General features: G+C 47.6%; 13 protein-coding genes and 1 pseudogene. All 14 read left to right on the top strand.

Features of this window, described 5'->3' with window-relative positions:
* Positions 1-160 precede the first annotated feature (160 nt).
* Entirely contained in the window at positions 161-733 is a 573-nt protein-coding gene (gene lpfA-O113 / locus ACUU1M_RS13565; RefSeq protein WP_000827814.1) for a long polar fimbria major subunit LpfA-O113, read from the top strand.
* Between the two features lie 47 nt (positions 734-780).
* Positions 781-1,512, top strand: a complete 732-nt coding sequence (gene lpfB-O113 / locus ACUU1M_RS13560; RefSeq protein ID WP_000088114.1) for a long polar fimbrial chaperone LpfB-O113 — start codon at positions 781-783, stop codon at positions 1,510-1,512.
* Between the two features lie 24 nt (positions 1,513-1,536).
* Positions 1,537-4,059 carry a long polar fimbrial usher protein LpfC-O113 gene (gene lpfC-O113, locus ACUU1M_RS13555; protein ID WP_000989231.1) on the top strand — a complete coding sequence of 841 codons (2,523 nt, stop codon included), beginning with the start codon at positions 1,537-1,539 and terminating at the stop codon, positions 4,057-4,059.
* Positions 4,060-4,069: 10 nt separating this feature from the next.
* Positions 4,070-5,143, top strand: coding sequence for a long polar fimbrial minor subunit LpfD-O113 (lpfD-O113, locus tag ACUU1M_RS13550; protein ID WP_001046019.1), 1,074 nt, complete (start codon positions 4,070-4,072; stop codon positions 5,141-5,143).
* Positions 5,144-5,390: 247 nt separating this feature from the next.
* Positions 5,391-6,431, top strand: a complete 1,041-nt coding sequence (gene pstS / locus ACUU1M_RS13545; RefSeq protein ID WP_000867146.1) for a phosphate ABC transporter substrate-binding protein PstS — start codon at positions 5,391-5,393, stop codon at positions 6,429-6,431.
* Positions 6,432-6,517: 86 nt separating this feature from the next.
* Positions 6,518-7,477: a phosphate ABC transporter permease PstC gene (gene pstC, locus ACUU1M_RS13540; RefSeq protein WP_000741614.1), complete on the top strand. Its 960-nt coding sequence runs from the start codon at positions 6,518-6,520 to the stop codon at positions 7,475-7,477.
* On the top strand, positions 7,477-8,367 hold the full coding sequence (gene pstA / locus ACUU1M_RS13535; RefSeq protein ID WP_001251991.1) for a phosphate ABC transporter permease PstA: 891 nt from the start codon (positions 7,477-7,479) through the stop codon (positions 8,365-8,367). Before pstC ends, pstA begins: the two co-directional genes overlap by 1 nt.
* Positions 8,368-8,458: 91 nt before the next feature.
* Entirely contained in the window at positions 8,459-9,232 is a 774-nt protein-coding gene (pstB, locus tag ACUU1M_RS13530; RefSeq protein ID WP_000063125.1) for a phosphate ABC transporter ATP-binding protein PstB, read from the top strand.
* A 14-nt stretch (positions 9,233-9,246) separates the two neighbouring features.
* Positions 9,247-9,972, top strand: a complete 726-nt coding sequence (gene phoU, locus ACUU1M_RS13525; protein ID WP_000377786.1) for a phosphate signaling complex protein PhoU — start codon at positions 9,247-9,249, stop codon at positions 9,970-9,972.
* Between the two features lie 286 nt (positions 9,973-10,258).
* Positions 10,259-11,095 carry a transcriptional antiterminator BglG gene (bglG, locus tag ACUU1M_RS13520; protein WP_005071737.1) on the top strand — a complete coding sequence of 279 codons (837 nt, stop codon included), beginning with the start codon at positions 10,259-10,261 and terminating at the stop codon, positions 11,093-11,095.
* A 134-nt stretch (positions 11,096-11,229) separates the two neighbouring features.
* Positions 11,230-13,107, top strand: a complete 1,878-nt coding sequence (bglF, locus tag ACUU1M_RS13515; RefSeq protein ID WP_000137306.1) for a PTS beta-glucoside transporter subunit IIABC — start codon at positions 11,230-11,232, stop codon at positions 13,105-13,107.
* Between the two features lie 18 nt (positions 13,108-13,125).
* On the top strand, positions 13,126-14,520 hold the full coding sequence (bglB, locus tag ACUU1M_RS13510; RefSeq protein ID WP_000643208.1) for a 6-phospho-beta-glucosidase BglB: 1,395 nt from the start codon (positions 13,126-13,128) through the stop codon (positions 14,518-14,520).
* An 85-nt stretch (positions 14,521-14,605) separates the two neighbouring features.
* On the top strand, positions 14,606-16,222 hold the full coding sequence (bglH, locus tag ACUU1M_RS13505; protein ID WP_134799726.1) for a carbohydrate-specific porin BglH: 1,617 nt from the start codon (positions 14,606-14,608) through the stop codon (positions 16,220-16,222).
* A gap of 26 nt (positions 16,223-16,248) precedes the next feature.
* Positions 16,249-16,806: pseudogene (locus ACUU1M_RS13500) on the top strand (esterase family protein); the annotation flags it as partial.

Below are 16,806 nucleotides of genomic sequence, written 5' to 3'. Positions count from 1 at the left end.
ATAATATTTAAACAATAAATTTATATTTTATTTTTGCGTAATTAATATTATTTTTAGATAAAGCCGTCTCTTTGGTGTACTATTCCTTTGAATCAAAAATACACTTATTAATATAAGTGATGATTCATGGTAAAGGATATATTATATCAATGGAGTTTTTATGAAGCGTAATATTATAGGCGGTGCATTCACTCTGGCATCTCTAATGCTGGCCGGGCATGCACTGGCAGAAGATGGTGTTGTTAACTTCGTCGGTGAAATTGTCGACACTACTTGTGAAGTTACCTCCGATACAGCCGATCAAATTGTCCCACTGGGTAAAGTCAGTAAAAATGCATTTTCAGGTGTAGGTAGTCTGGCGTCGCCACAGAAGTTCAGTATTAAACTTGAAAATTGCCCGGCAACGTACACTCAAGCAGCCGTTCGTTTTGATGGTACAGAAGCGCCTGGCGGCGACGGCGACCTGAAAGTGGGTACGCCGCTTACAGCAGGCAACCCTGGTGATTTTACCGGTACAGGACAAGCGATTGCGGCAACCGGCGTTGGTATTCGTATTTTTAACCAGTCCGATAATTCGCAGGTTAAACTTTATAACGACTCTGCTTATACCGCTATCGATGCTGAAGGCAAGGCTGAAATGAAGTTTATTGCACGCTATGTGGCAACCAATGCGACCGTAACGGCTGGTACGGCGAACGCTGATTCACAATTTACTGTCGAATATAAGAAATAATTTATCAAGGGCCTTTTTATTCAGTTGGCTTTGGCCAGGGAGTCGTTATGTCCAGAAAAAGTTGTTTAATCAGGCTCTTTAAAACAACAGTTTCATGTAAGTTATTTACCGCGATTATACTCAGCGTTTTTTTAGGCCAACCAGCATTAACTTATGCAGGCGTTGTCATTGGTGGTACGCGGGTGGTTTACTTAAGTAATAATGCTGATAAATCTATTTCTGTATTTAGCAAAGAAGAAAAAATACCTTATCTCATCCAGGCTTGGGTAGATCCATTTAATAAAGAGGATAAAAGCAAAGCGCCGTTTACCGTTATTCCGCCAGTATCACGATTAGAACCTTCGCAAGAAAAAATATTACGCATTATTCACACCAAAGGTGTGTCATTGCCTGATGATCGCGAGTCAGTCTTCTGGCTGAATATTAAAAATATTCCGCCATCAGCGAGCAACAAAGCGACGAACTCGCTGGAAATAGCAGTAAAAACGCGTATCAAGCTGTTCTGGCGACCAGCAAATATCCGCCTTATTCCCGAAGATGCTGCGCCGAAAGTGAAATGGCGCCGGGAAGGGCGAAATCTGATAGCAGAGAATCCCAACCCAATTCATATCAGTGTGATGGATGTCATCGTTGATGGCCATGATGTGCCCCTCAATATGATCCGTCCTTTTGAAACGCTCACGTTACCTTTACCTGCTAATTCTGCGGGAGGCCAAATGACCTGGCGATTTATTAATGATTACGGCGCAGTCAGTGACCCGATAAAAATGACACTGTAAGCAAGGGATAAGGATAGGCGTATTATGATGACGACCAGAATAGTGGTTGGCCTCACGGCAGGGACGTGTCTGATTTTCTCGCAAAACCTGATGGCCGAGGTCAGTGTATTCAATCCGGCGCTTCTGGAAATCAACCATCAATCCGGAGTCGATATTCGCCAGTTTAATCGGGCAAACCTGATGCCCCCAGGTGTTTATAGCGTTGATATTTTTATCAACGGTAAAATGTTTGAACGTCAGGATGTGACATTTGTTCAGGATAATCCAGATGCTGATCTGCACGCTTGCTTTATTGCCATTAAAAAAACACTGTCCTCCTTTGGCATAAAAGTTGATGCGCTCAAATCGTTCAATGATGTGGATGAGACGGTTTGCCTCGATCCTGCTCCACGTATTGAAGGCTCATCCTGGCAGTTTGACAGTGATAAATTGCAGCTGAATATATCCATTCACCAAATCTACATGGACGCGATGGCTTATGATTACATCAGCCCCACGCGTTGGGATGAGGGGATTAATGCGCTCACCATCAACTACGATTTTTCTGGTTCACATACACTACGTTCAGATTATGGTTCACAAGAGACAGATACCAGTTATCTCAATCTGCGCAATGGACTGAATATTGGACCGTGGCGGCTACGTAATTACAGTACTTTAAACACCAGCGATGGCCGTGCGGAATACAACTCCATTAGTACCTGGATACAGCGCGATATTGCCGCGTTAAGAAGCCAGATTATGATTGGTGATACGTGGACGGCGAGCGATATTTTCGACAGTACGCAAATTCGCGGCGCGCGTTTGTATACTGATAACGATATGCTACCCGCCAGCCAGAATGGCTTTGCTCCTGTGGTTCGTGGGATTGCAAAGTCCAACGCCACCGTCATCATTCGGCAGAATGGCTACGTGATTTATCAGTCAGCCGTTCCACAAGGTGCTTTTGAGATCACCGATCTCAACACCGCAAGTACAGGTGGCGATTTGGACGTAACCATCAAAGAAGAAGACGGTAGCGAACAACGATTCACCCAACCTTATGCTTCATTGGCGATTCTTAAACGTGAAGGTCAGACAGATGTTGATGTCAGCGTGGGTGAATTGCGCGATGAAGACGGATTTACACCGGACGTCCTTCAGGCGCAAATACTTCATGGTTTTTCCCACGGGATCACTTTATATGGAGGTATGCAGGCTGCTGAAAATTATGGTTCTGCAGCTCTGGGTGTCGGTAAAGATCTTGGCGCTTTGGGCGCAATTTCTTTCGATGTGACACATGCTCGTGCGAATTTTAGCCATGATGATACAGAAACGGGTCAGTCATATCGCTTTCTCTATTCAAAACTATTTGACGACACAGACACTAGCTTGCGCCTGGTTGGCTATCGTTACTCCACCGAGGGCTACTATACCCTCAATGAGTGGGCATCGCGGCGCAACAGCCCTGAAGACTTTTGGGAAACAGGTAACCGACGTAGTCGCGTGGAGGGAACGCTAACGCAGTCGTTGGGGAGAGATTATGGCAATTTATACCTGACATTAAGCCGGCAACAATACTGGCATACCGATGATGTCGAACGATTAATGCAATTTGGCTACAGCAGTAGCTGGAAGCGTCTCTCGTGGAACGTCTCCTGGAGTTATTCCAATACTGCCAGACAGGGGACGGGGAACAACCATGCCAGTGATAACACCAGTGAGCAGATCTACATGCTCTCTTTATCTGTTCCTTTATCGGGCTGGTGGGGTAATAGTTACGCCACCTATTCTGTTTCGCAAAACGATAATTCCGGTAGCTCACATCAACTCGGACTCAGCGGTACGGCGCTGGAAAGAAATAACCTTTCATGGAATTTAATGCAGTCCTATAACAGTCATGATGATGAGGTTGGCGGTAATATGTCCCTGACCTATGATGGCTCTTATGGCACGGTGAACGGCAGCTATAACTACAGCCAAAATTCCCAGAGGCTGAATTATGGTATCAGAGGGGGAATTCTGGCACACAGCGAAGGGGTAACGTTAAGTCAGGAGTTAGGTGAAACTATTGCTCTTGTTAAAGCACCTGGGGCCGCCGGGTTAGAAATAGATAATATGCGCGGTGCTGCGACGGACTGGCGCGGCTATACGGTCAAGACACAGCTAAACCCTTATGATGAAAATCGGGTAGCAATCAGCGATAACTATTTCTCGAAGTCGAATATAGAACTTGATAATACCGTCGTTACGATGGTTCCCACGCGTGGTGCAGTGGTTAAAGCGGAGTTTGTGACTCATGTGGGTTATCGCGTTCTCTTCAGAGTGTTAAATGCAAATGGTAAACCGGTACCTTTTGGAGCCATTGCTGCGATACAAGATGCAAGTTTGGCAGATTCAGGAATTGTCGGTGACCGTGGCGAACTTTATCTTTCTGGTCTACCAGAAAAAGGACAGGTTACGTTATCCTGGGGAGAAAACGCCTCAACAAAATGCATCTTCAATTATTCACTTTCGACACCAGAAAGTGAGAGCGGATTAATTGAACAGGGTGTGACATGTCATTAAAAGGATTTTTATGAACAAGTATATCAAACAGTGGTGCTTTGCTGTGTTTATGCTCTCGTTAAGTAGTGTAGCACTTGCAGCTCCTAAAGGTATCTGTACCCCTGATAATGGCGTATTTCACAGTACGCTTGATTTCTCGGGATATCTTATTACCGCGAACGAAAATAAGGTTGGAACGACATTTAACACCACTGTAACTAATGGATCCTCATATCTTGGACGCTGTCATTGTGATACTGGTAACGTAGGAGAATTCCCCTATATCTATTATACGTCAAAAATAAACCAGGCATTAACTTATGCTGGGGTTCACTCTAATATTAATTATTATGATCTTAATCCGAACCTTGATGTTGGGATTGCTATAGATATTCTTGGGGTTGGGTATGTGAATGCACCTTTTGAATATCATGCTAACAACCCGTCTGGTAATACAAAGTACAATTGCAACCGCATTGAACCTTTAAGTATATCCAGTGGGGCTAAAGCGATAGTATATTTTTATATCAAGAAGACATTTGCAGTAAAATTGATTATTCCTGAAACAAAGATAGTGACATTGTATGGAACAATTAGCCGTGACACCCCGGTGGATTACTCACAGCCGATGGCTGATGTTTATATTCGGGGCGATATTACAGCTCCGCAAAGTTGCGAAATAAATAATTTAAAGCCAGTTTGTTTTGATTTTAAAGAAATACCAGCTGCAGATTTTTCATCTGTTGTTGGAAGTGCGGTAACAACACATAAAATTACTAAAACAGTCACTATTGAGTGTGAAAACCTGGGGATACTGAATACCGATGATATCAGTACGTCTTTTTATGCTACCGAACCCAATACGGACAATTCAATGGTCGTAACTTCAAACTCTAACGTGGGGATAAAAATTTACGACAAAAATAATAAGGAAATCAAAGTGAACGGTGGTGAGTTGCCAACAGACATGGGTAAATCAACAGTGTATGGTGAAAAATCAGGTAGTGTAACTTTTTCAGCTGCTCCTGCGAGCCTTACTGGATCTCGCCCAGCCCCGGGGCAATTTACTGCAACAGCGACGATAACTGTTGAGATTGTGCGCTAATAGGTCTGACAACGATTGTTCATCACATCGTTGTCATCTCACCCATTTCTTTATCACTTTTAAATGCATCATGACAAAAAGATGGCATGTGGGATTTTCATCTTCACATTTAAAATCAGTAAGTTATTTGGTAATTCCTTTCTGTCATAAAAATGTCATATTCCTTATATATAACTGTCACCTGTTTGTCCTATTTTGCTTCTCGTAGCCAACAAACAATGCTTTATGAATCCTCCCAGGAGACATTATGAAAGTTATGCGTACCACCGTCGCAACTGTTGTCGCCGCGACCTTATCGATGAGTGCTTTCTCTGTGTTTGCAGAAGCAAGCCTGACAGGTGCAGGTGCAACCTTCCCTGCGCCGGTGTATGCCAAATGGGCTGACACTTACCAGAAAGAAACCGGTAATAAAGTTAACTACCAGGGTATCGGTTCTTCCGGTGGCGTAAAACAGATTATCGCTAATACCGTTGATTTTGGTGCCTCTGACGCGCCGCTGTCTGACGAAAAACTGGCTCAGGAAGGTCTGTTCCAGTTCCCGACCGTGATTGGCGGCGTGGTGCTGGCGGTTAACATTCCAGGGCTGAAGTCTGGCGAACTGGTGCTGGATGGTAAAACCCTCGGCGACATCTACCTGGGCAAAATCAAGAAGTGGGATGATGAAGCCATCGCCAAACTGAATCCGGGTCTGAAACTGCCTTCACAAAACATTGCTGTAGTACGCCGCGCAGATGGCTCCGGGACTTCCTTCGTCTTCACCAGCTACCTGGCGAAAGTGAACGAAGAGTGGAAAAACAACGTTGGTACTGGCTCTACCGTAAAATGGCCGATCGGTCTGGGCGGTAAAGGTAACGACGGTATCGCCGCGTTCGTTCAGCGTCTGCCGGGTGCAATTGGTTATGTTGAATATGCTTACGCGAAGCAGAACAACCTGGCGTACACCAAACTGATCTCCGCTGATGGTAAACCGGTTAGTCCGACCGAAGAAAACTTCGCTAATGCAGCAAAAGGTGCAGACTGGAGCAAAACCTTCGCTCAGGATCTGACCAACCAGAAAGGCGAAGATGCATGGCCTATTACCTCTACCACGTTCATTCTGATCCACAAAGATCAGAAGAAACCAGAACAAGGCACAGAGGTGCTGAAATTCTTCGACTGGGCGTACAAAACCGGGGCTAAACAGGCGAACGACCTGGATTACGCCAGCCTGCCGGATAGTGTAGTTGAACAGGTTCGCGCTGCGTGGAAGACCAATATTAAAGACAGTAGCGGTAAGCCGCTGTACTAATAAAACTCCAGGCCGGGTACGGTGTTTTACGCCGCATCCGGCATTACAAAATGACTTTGTAAACGCGTTTAACTGAAGAGTAACTTATGGCTGCAACCAAGCCCGCTTTTAACCCACCGGGTAAAAAGGGCGACATAATTTTCAGCGTGCTGGTAAAACTGGCGGCGCTGATTGTGCTATTGATGTTGGGTGGCATTATTGTCTCTCTGATCATCCCCTCCTGGCCGAGCATTCAGAAATTTGGTCTGGCTTTCCTATGGACCAAAGAGTGGGATGCACCGAACGATATCTACGGGGCGCTGGTGCCGATCTACGGTACGTTGGTGACTTCGTTTATCGCGCTGCTGATCGCCGTCCCGGTGAGTTTCGGTATCGCCCTGTTCCTGACTGAGCTTGCGCCTGGCTGGCTGAAACGCCCGCTGGGTATCGCCATTGAGCTGCTGGCAGCCATTCCAAGTATCGTTTACGGCATGTGGGGCCTGTTTATCTTTGCGCCGCTGTTCGCCGTTTACTTTCAGGAGCCGGTCGGCAATATCATGTCGAATATCCCGATTGTTGGCGCGCTGTTCTCTGGCCCCGCATTTGGTATCGGTATCCTCGCGGCAGGCGTGATCCTCGCCATCATGATTATTCCGTACATTGCGGCGGTAATGCGTGATGTGTTCGAACAAACCCCGGTGATGATGAAAGAGTCGGCCTACGGTATTGGCTGCACCACCTGGGAAGTTATCTGGCGTATCGTTCTTCCGTTCACCAAAAATGGTGTTATCGGCGGCATCATGCTGGGGCTGGGCCGCGCGCTCGGTGAAACCATGGCGGTGACCTTTATCATCGGTAACACCTACCAGCTCGACAGCGCCTCGCTGTACATGCCGGGCAATAGTATCACCTCTGCGCTGGCGAACGAATTTGCGGAAGCGGAATCCGGTCTGCCCGTTGCCGCACTGATGGAACTGGGCCTGATCCTGTTTGTGATTACCTTCATCGTCCTCGCCGCATCGAAGTTTATGATTATGCGCCTGGCTAAGAATGAGGGGGCACGCTAATGGCTATGGTTGAAATGCAAACCACTGCGGCGCTGGCTGAATCTCGCCGCAAAATGCAGGCGCGTCGCCGCCTCAAAAACCGTATTGCGCTGACGCTCTCGATGGCGACGATGGCCTTCGGCCTGTTCTGGCTGATCTGGATTTTAATGTCCACCATCACTCGCGGTATCGACGGTATGTCGCTGGCGCTGTTCACTGAAATGACGCCGCCGCCCAATACGGAAGGTGGTGGTCTGGCGAACGCCCTGGCGGGTAGCGGGCTGTTAATTTTGTGGGCCACGGTATTCGGTACGCCGCTGGGCATTATGGCGGGGATTTATCTGGCGGAATATGGTCGTAAATCCTGGCTGGCAGAAGTGATTCGCTTCATTAACGACATTCTGCTCTCCGCGCCGTCGATTGTGGTTGGTCTGTTTGTCTACACCATCGTGGTGGCACAGATGGAGCACTTCTCCGGCTGGGCGGGCGTAATTGCGCTGGCGCTGTTGCAGGTGCCGATCGTTATCCGCACCACCGAGAACATGCTGAAACTGGTGCCGGACAGCCTGCGTGAAGCGGCTTATGCGCTGGGTACACCGAAGTGGAAGATGATCTCCGCGATTACGCTGAAAGCGTCGGTGTCCGGGATTATGACCGGTATCCTGCTGGCGATTGCCCGTATTGCCGGTGAAACCGCGCCGCTGCTGTTTACCGCGCTCTCCAACCAGTTCTGGAGCACGGACATGATGCAGCCGATCGCCAACCTGCCGGTGACGATCTTTAAGTTTGCGATGAGCCCGTTTGCGGAATGGCAACAACTGGCCTGGGCCGGGGTATTGATCATTACCCTGTGCGTCCTGCTGCTGAACATTCTGGCGCGCGTTGTTTTTGCGAAGAATAAACACGGTTAACACTTTGCCGGATGCGGCGTGAACGCCTTACCCGGCCCTACGGTAAGCCTGATTAGCGAAAAGCATCAGGTACGATGAGGAAAAGATTGCAATGAGTATGGTTGAAACTGCCCCGAGTAAAATTCAGGTTCGTAATTTGAACTTCTACTACGGCAAATTCCATGCCCTGAAAAACATCAACCTGGATATCGCCAAAAACCAGGTTACGGCGTTTATCGGGCCGTCCGGCTGCGGTAAATCGACGCTGCTGCGTACCTTCAACAAAATGTTTGAACTGTACCCGGAGCAGCGTGCGGAAGGTGAAATTCTGCTTGATGGCGACAACATCCTGACCAACTCTCAGGATATCGCCCTGCTGCGTGCGAAAGTGGGCATGGTGTTCCAGAAACCGACGCCGTTCCCGATGTCCATCTACGACAACATCGCCTTTGGCGTTCGTCTGTTTGAGAAGCTCTCCCGTGCCGACATGGACGAGCGCGTGCAGTGGGCATTGACCAAAGCCGCATTGTGGAACGAAACCAAAGATAAATTGCACCAGAGCGGTTACTCTCTCTCTGGTGGTCAGCAACAGCGTCTGTGTATTGCGCGTGGTATCGCCATTCGCCCGGAAGTGCTGCTGCTCGACGAACCGTGTTCGGCGCTCGACCCCATCTCTACCGGGCGTATTGAAGAGCTGATCACCGAACTGAAGCAGGATTACACCGTGGTGATCGTCACCCACAACATGCAGCAGGCTGCGCGTTGTTCCGACCACACGGCATTTATGTACCTGGGCGAATTGATTGAGTTCAGCAACACGGACGATCTGTTCACCAAGCCAGCGAAGAAACAAACAGAAGACTACATCACCGGTCGTTACGGTTGATTCAGGAGTGCGTTATGGACAGTCTCAATCTTAATAAACATATTTCCGGCCAGTTCAACGCCGAACTGGAAAGTATCCGCACGCAGGTGATGACCATGGGCGGCATGGTGGAGCAGCAGCTTTCTGATGCAATCACCGCGATGCATAACCAGGACAGCGATCTGGCGAAGCGCGTGATCGAAGGCGACAAGAACGTCAACATGATGGAAGTGGCGATCGATGAAGCCTGCGTGCGCATTATCGCCAAACGTCAGCCGACGGCGAGCGACCTGCGACTGGTTATGGTGATCAGTAAAACCATTGCCGAGCTGGAGCGTATTGGCGACGTGGCGGACAAAATCTGCCGTACTGCGCTGGAGAAATTCTCCCAGCAGCATCAGCCGTTGCTGGTAAGTCTGGAGTCGCTGGGCCGTCATACCATCCAGATGCTGCACGACGTGCTGGACGCGTTCGCGCGGATGGACATTGACGAAGCGGTACGTATTTATCGTGAAGATAAAAAAGTCGATCAGGAATACGAAGGTATTGTTCGTCAACTGATGACCTACATGATGGAAGATTCGCGCACTATTCCGAGCGTACTTACCGCGCTGTTCTGTGCGCGTTCAATCGAACGTATCGGCGACCGCTGCCAGAATATTTGTGAGTTTATCTTCTACTACGTGAAGGGTCAGGATTTCCGTCATGTAGGCGGTGATGAGCTGGATAAACTGCTGGCGGGAAAAGATAGCGACAAATAATTCACCAGACAAATCCCAATAACTTAATTATTGGGATTTGTTATATATAACTTTATAAATTCCTAAAATTACACAAAGTTAATAACTGCGAGCATGGTCATATTTTTATCAATAGCGCATTGCTATTTTCTCTGCACGCAATTAAATTAATTTCCGAACCTGGATGTTCGTTATAAAAACCATTAATAAATGACTGGATTGTTACTGCATTCGCAGGCAAAACCTGACATAACCAGAGAATACTGGTGAAGTCGGTTTTTTTTTGTTTATAAAAAAGGTCCTTGCTATGAACATGCAAATCACCAAAATTCTCAACAATAATGTTGTGGTGGTTATTGATGATCAACAGCGGGAAAAAGTCGTCATGGGGCGCGGAATTGGCTTTCAAAAACGCGCTGGCGAAAGAATTAACTCAAGTGGAATAGAAAAAGAGTATGCCTTGAGCAGTCATGAACTGAACGGGCGATTAAGCGAACTCTTAAGTCATATTCCTCTTGAGGTGATGGCAACCTGTGATCGTCTTATCTCTTTAGCGCAGGAGCGCTTGGGAAAATTACAGGACAGTATTTATATCTCGCTAACTGACCATTGCCAGTTTGCGATTAAACGCTTTCAGCAAAACGTGTTGCTGCCCAACCCGTTGCTGTGGGATATCCAGCGGCTTTACCCGAAAGAGTTCCAGCTAGGGGAAGAAGCGTTAACCATTATTGATAAACGGTTGGGCGTGCAGTTACCGAAAGATGAAGTGGGCTTTATTGCCATGCATCTGGTCAGTGCCCAAATGAGCGGAAATATGGAGGATGTTGCAGGTGTCACGCAGTTAATGCGCGAAATGCTGCAATTAATAAAATTTCAGTTCAGCCTTAATTACCAGGAAGAAAGCTTGAGTTATCAGCGACTGGTTACACATCTGAAGTTTTTATCCTGGCGTATTCTTGAACATGCTTCAATTAACGATAGTGATGAATCATTACAACAAGCAGTAAAACAAAATTACCCGCAAGCATGGCAATGTGCGGAACGGATCGCCATTTTTATTGGTTTGCAGTATCAACGTAAAATTTCACCCGCAGAGATTATGTTTTTAGCCATAAATATAGAGCGCGTGCGCAAAGAACACTGAAATATTATTACTGAGTAAAGGATTGTTACCGCACTAAGCGGGCAAAACCTGAAAAAAATTGCTTGATTCACGTCAGGCCGTTTTTTTTCAGGTTTTTTTTTGGAGTTTTGCCGCAAAGCGGTAGAGGGCAAGTTATGACGGAGTTAGCCAGAAAAATAGTCGCAGGAGTCGGGGGCGCAGATAACATTGTGAGTCTGATGCATTGCGCAACGCGATTACGTTTTAAGTTAAAGGATGAAAGCAAAGCGCAAGCTGAGGTACTGAAAAAGACCCCCGGTATTATTATGGTGGTGGAAAGCGGTGGTCAGTTTCAGGTGGTCATAGGTAACCATGTGGCCGATGTCTTCCTGGCGGTTAACAGCGTGGCAGGCCTTGGCGAAAAAGCGCAACAGGCACCGGAAAATGATGAGAAAGGTAATCTGCTAAACCGCTTTGTTTATGTTATTTCAGGTATTTTTACGCCTCTGATCGGTCTGATGGCGGCAACCGGGATCCTGAAAGGTATGCTGGCTCTGGCGCTCACTTTTCAGTGGACGACCGAACAAAGTGGTACTTATTTAATTTTATTCAGCGCCAGTGATGCCTTGTTTGGGTTCTTCCCGATAATCCTGGGATACACCGCGGGCAAACGCTTCGGCGGTAATCCATTTACTGCCATGGTGATTGGTGGAGCGTTAGTGCATCCATTAATTCTGACTGCCTTCGAGAACGGGCAAAAAGCGGATGCGCCGGGGCTGGATTTCCTGGGTATTCCGGTCACATTGTTGAATTACTCGTCATCGGTTATTCCCATTATTTTTTCTGCCTGGTTGTGCAGCATTCTGGAACGCCGACTTAATGCGTGGTTACCGTCGGCAATCAAAAATTTCTTCACACCATTGCTATGTCTGATGGTTATCACACCCGTCACCTTTCTGCTGGTGGGGCCGCTATCAACCTGGATAAGCGAAATGATTGCCGCCGGTTATCTCTGGCTTTATCAGGCGGTTCCTGCATTTGCGGGCGCGGTAATGGGCGGCTTCTGGCAAATCTTCGTCATGTTCGGACTGCACTGGGGCCTGGTGCCGCTGTGTATCAATAACTTCACCGTGCTGGGCTACGACACCATGATCCCGCTGTTAATGCCCGCCATTATGGCGCAGGTCGGGGCGGCGCTCGGCGTCTTCCTCTGCGAACGCGATGCGCAGAAAAAAGTGGTGGCGGGATCAGCGGCGTTGACGGGTCTGTTTGGTATCACCGAACCAGCGGTATATGGAGTCAACCTGCCGCGTAAGTACCCCTTTGTTATCGCCTGTATCAGTGGAGCATTGGGGGCCACCATCATTGGCTACGCGCAAACGAAAGTTTACTCCTTTGGTTTGCCAAGTATTTTCACCTTCATGCAGACCATCCCGTCAACGGGGATTGATTTCACCGTCTGGGCCAGCGTTATTGGCGGTGTCATTGCCATAGGTTGCGCATTTGTTGGTACGTTGATGCTTCATTTCATCACCAGTAAACGTCAGCCAGCGCAGGGTGCCCCGCAAGAGAAAACACCAGAGGTTATTACACCACCTGAGCAGGGCGGTATCTGTTCACCGATGACGGGAGAGATTGTGCCGCTCATTCACGTCGCTGATACCACGTTTGCCAGTGGCCTGTTGGGTAAAGGTATCGCCATTCTGCCCTCGGTTGGTGAAGTGCGTTCTCCGGTTGCGGGTCGAATTGCTTCGTTGTTCGCCACATTACACGCCATTGGCATTGAGTCAGATGATGGTGTGGAGATCCTGATTCATGTCGGTATCGACACAGTAAAACTGGACGGCAAATTCTTTTCCGCTCACGTCAACGTGGGTGACAAGGTCAATACAGGCGATCGGCTGATTTCTTTTGATATCCCTGCTATTCGCGAGGCCGGATTTGATCTGACGACGCCGGTATTAATCAGTAATAGCGATGATTTTACAGACGTATTACCCCACGGCACGGCGCAGATAAGCGCAGGTGAACCGCTGTTATCCATCATTCGCTAACGATAAAAGGAGTTAATTATGAAAGCATTTCCAGAAACATTTCTTTGGGGTGGAGCAACAGCTGCCAATCAGGTGGAAGGTGCCTGGCTGGAAGATGGCAAAGGGATCACGACCTCAGATTTACAGCCTCATGGCGTAATGGGAAAAATGGAACCGCGCATCCTGGGGAAAGAGAATATCAAAGATGTCGCCATCGATTTTTATCACCGTTACCCGGAAGATATCGCGTTATTTGCCGAGATGGGCTTCACCTGTCTGCGTATTTCCATTGCCTGGGCGCGAATTTTCCCTCAGGGCGACGAAGCCGAACCGAATGAAGCGGGGTTAGCGTTTTACGATCGGCTGTTTGATGAAATGGCGCAGGCGGGGATCAAGCCGCTGGTAACGTTATCCCATTACGAAATGCTATATGGGCTGGTGAAAAACTACGGCGGTTGGGCTAATCGGGCGGTCATCGATCACTTCGAGCATTACGCCCGCACGGTCTTTACCCGCTACCAACATAAAGTAGCGTTATGGCTGACGTTTAATGAAATCAATATGTCGTTACACGCGCCATTCACGGGCGTGGGGCTGGCAGAAGAGAGTGGCGAGGCGGAAGTTTATCAGGCGATCCATCATCAACTGGTTGCCAGTGCGCGGGCAGTTAAAGCCTATCATAGCCTGATCCCCGAAGCGAAAATCGGCAATATGCTTCTCGGTGGGCTGGTTTACCCCCTCACCTGCCAGCCACAGGATATGTTGCAGGCCATGGAAGAGAACCGGCGCTGGATGTTCTTTGGTGATGTTCAGGCGCGTGGCCAGTATCCCGGCTATATGCAGCGTTTCTTCCGCGACCACAATATCACCATTGAGATGACTGAAAGTGACGCAGAAGATTTAAAACATACTGTAGATTTCATCTCTTTTAGTTATTACATGACTGGTTGTGTTTCCCACGACGAAAGCATTAATAAAAATGCGAAGGGCAACATACTGAATATGATCCCCAATCCGCATCTGAAAAGTTCAGAGTGGGGGTGGCAAATTGATCCGGTTGGATTACGGGTTCTGTTAAATACGCTTTGGGATCGTTATCAAAAACCGTTATTTATTGTCGAGAATGGATTAGGCGTAAAAGACAGCGTTGAAGCGGATGGTTCGATACAGGACGATTATCGAATTGCCTATTTAAACGATCACCTGGTACAGGTAAATGAAGCGATTGCCGATGGTGTGGATATTATGGGGTACACCAGTTGGGGGCCAATTGATTTAGTCAGTGCATCTCATTCACAAATGTCTAAGCGCGACGGCTTTATTTATGTGGATCGTGATGATAATGGCGAAGGAAGCCTCACAAGAACGCGTAAGAAAAGCTTCGGATGGTATGCAGAAGTGATCAAAACGCGGGGGCTGTCATTAAAAAAATAACCAATAAAGCACCTTAATTATCGTCGCATTCAGAACAGTCTGGATGCGATACGTTAATTCTTTCTTTGCACCATAAAGGGATATTATGTTTAGACGAAATCTTATTACCTCTGCCATCTTATTAATGGCACCGTTAGCCTTTTCTGCACAATCATTGGCTGAATCATTAACGGTGGAACAACGCCTTGAGTTATTAGAAAAAGCGTTAAGAGAAACGCAAAGCGAACTCAAAAAGTATAAAGATGAAGAGAAGAAAAAATATACGCCAGCGACGGTGAATCGTAGCGTAAGTACGAATGATCAAGGGTATGCCGCCAATCCGTTCCCGACCAGTAGTGCCGCAAAACCTGATGCTGTACTGGTCAAAAATGAAGAGAAAAATGCCAGTGAGACAGGCTCGATTTATTCTTCCATGACTCTGAAAGATTTCAGTAAGTTTGTGAAAGATGAAATTGGCTTTAGTTACAACGGCTATTACCGTTCTGGTTGGGGGACCGCCTCTCATGGTTCACCTAAATCATGGGCGATTGGTTCTCTGGGCCGCTTTGGTAACGAATACTCCGGCTGGTTTGATTTGCAGTTAAAACAACGTGTCTACAACGAAAACGGCAAACGGGTTGATGCCGTTGTGATGATGGATGGTAACGTTGGTCAGCAGTACTCTACCGGCTGGTTTGGCGATAACGCCGGTGGCGAGAACTTTATGCAGTTCTCCGATATGTACGTTACCACCAAAGGTTTCCTGCCCTTTGCGCCAGAGGCTGATTTCTGGGTGGGTAAACACGGTGCGCCGAAAATTGAAATCCAGATGCTGGACTGGAAAACGCAGCGTACTGATGCCGCAGCGGGTGTAGGTCTGGAAAACTGGAAAGTCGGTCCGGGTAAAATTGATATCGCGCTGGTTCGCGAAGATGTCGATGATTACGATCGCAGCCTGCAAAACAAACAGCAGATTAATACCCATACTATTGATTTACGCTATAAAGATATCCCGTTATGGGATAAAGCGACCTTAATGGTGAGTGGTCGTTATGTCACGGCAAACGAAAGCGCATCGGAAAAAGATAATCAGGATAATAACGGGTATTATGACTGGAAAGATACCTGGATGTTCGGCACATCTTTAACGCAGAAATTTGATAAAGGTGGCTTCAACGAATTCTCCTTCCTGGTTGTGAATAACTCTATCGCCAGGAACTTTGGCCGTTATGCTGGCGCAAGTCCATTTACCACCTTTAATGGTCGTTATTATGGTGATCACACCGGCGGAACAGCAGTTCGTCTGACCTCGCAGGGCGAAGCCTATATCGGCGATCATTTTATTGTGGCTAACGCGATTGTTTACTCCTTCGGTAACGATATTTATAGCTACGAAACAGGCGCACACTCTGATTTCGAATCTATTCGTGCGGTTGTTCGCCCGGCCTATATTTGGGACCAATATAACCAGACAGGTGTTGAACTGGGCTATTTCACCCAGCAAAACAAAGATGCGAATAGTAATAAATTTAATGAGTCTGGTTATAAAACCACGCTCTTCCATACCTTTAAAGTCAATACCAGTATGTTGACCTCGCGTCTGGAAATTCGTTTCTACGCCACGTATATCAAAGCCCTGGAAAACGAACTGGATGGCTTCACCTTCGAAGACAATAAAGACGACCAGTTTGCTGTCGGTGCCCAGGCTGAAATCTGGTGGTAATGGAACTTAATGAAAGGAATATTACGATGAATATAAAAATTGCTGCTTTAACGCTGGCTATTGCCAGCGGTATTTCTGCTCAGTGGGCCATAGCAGCGGATATGCCAGCCAGCCCGGCACCCACTATCCCGGTGAAACAGTATGTGACTCAGGTCAATGCCGATAACAGCGTGACCTTTCGCTACTTTGCCCCTGGGGCAAAAAATGTCTCTGTAGTGGTGGGTGTTCCGGTTCCGGACAATATTCACCCGATGACCAAAGACGAAGCAGGAGTCTGGTCGTGGCGCACACCTATCCTGAAAGGCAACCTGTACGAGTATTTTTTCAATGTTGATGGTGTACGCAGCATTGATACAGGCACCGCAATGACTAAGCCTCAGCGCCAGGTTAACTCCAGTATGATTCTGGTGCCAGGCAGTTATCTGGATACGCGTTCTGTTGCGCATGGTGATTTGATCGCCATAACTTACCACTCCAACGCATTGCAATCTGAACGTCAGATGTATGTCTGGACCCCGCCAGGATACACCGGCATGGGCGAGCCTTTGCCAGTGCTTGGATTTGCCCCTATATTTCCAGACACC

It is taken from the genome of Shigella sp. SIG6 (genome assembly GCF_053555815.1).
The sequence above is the reverse complement of the archived record's forward strand: the minus strand, read 5'-3'. Positions and strand labels throughout refer to the sequence as shown.

Bases quoted from the DNA above. Each gene is read 5' to 3' on its own strand.
- lpfC-O113 (WP_000989231.1), top strand. From the start codon at position 1,537: ATGATGACGACCAGAATAGTGGTTGGCCTCACGGCAGGGACGTGTCTG.
- pstC (WP_000741614.1), top strand. From the start codon at position 6,518: ATGGCTGCAACCAAGCCCGCTTTTAACCCACCGGGTAAAAAGGGCGAC.
- bglH (WP_134799726.1), top strand. From the start codon at position 14,606: ATGTTTAGACGAAATCTTATTACCTCTGCCATCTTATTAATGGCACCG.
- lpfB-O113 (WP_000088114.1), top strand. From the start codon at position 781: ATGTCCAGAAAAAGTTGTTTAATCAGGCTCTTTAAAACAACAGTTTCA.
- lpfD-O113 (WP_001046019.1), top strand. From the start codon at position 4,070: ATGAACAAGTATATCAAACAGTGGTGCTTTGCTGTGTTTATGCTCTCG.
- pstA (WP_001251991.1), top strand. From the start codon at position 7,477: ATGGCTATGGTTGAAATGCAAACCACTGCGGCGCTGGCTGAATCTCGC.
- phoU (WP_000377786.1), top strand. From the start codon at position 9,247: ATGGACAGTCTCAATCTTAATAAACATATTTCCGGCCAGTTCAACGCC.
- bglB (WP_000643208.1), top strand. From the start codon at position 13,126: ATGAAAGCATTTCCAGAAACATTTCTTTGGGGTGGAGCAACAGCTGCC.
- bglF (WP_000137306.1), top strand. From the start codon at position 11,230: ATGACGGAGTTAGCCAGAAAAATAGTCGCAGGAGTCGGGGGCGCAGAT.
- lpfA-O113 (WP_000827814.1), top strand. From the start codon at position 161: ATGAAGCGTAATATTATAGGCGGTGCATTCACTCTGGCATCTCTAATG.
- bglG (WP_005071737.1), top strand. From the start codon at position 10,259: ATGAACATGCAAATCACCAAAATTCTCAACAATAATGTTGTGGTGGTT.
- pstB (WP_000063125.1), top strand. From the start codon at position 8,459: ATGAGTATGGTTGAAACTGCCCCGAGTAAAATTCAGGTTCGTAATTTG.
- pstS (WP_000867146.1), top strand. From the start codon at position 5,391: ATGAAAGTTATGCGTACCACCGTCGCAACTGTTGTCGCCGCGACCTTA.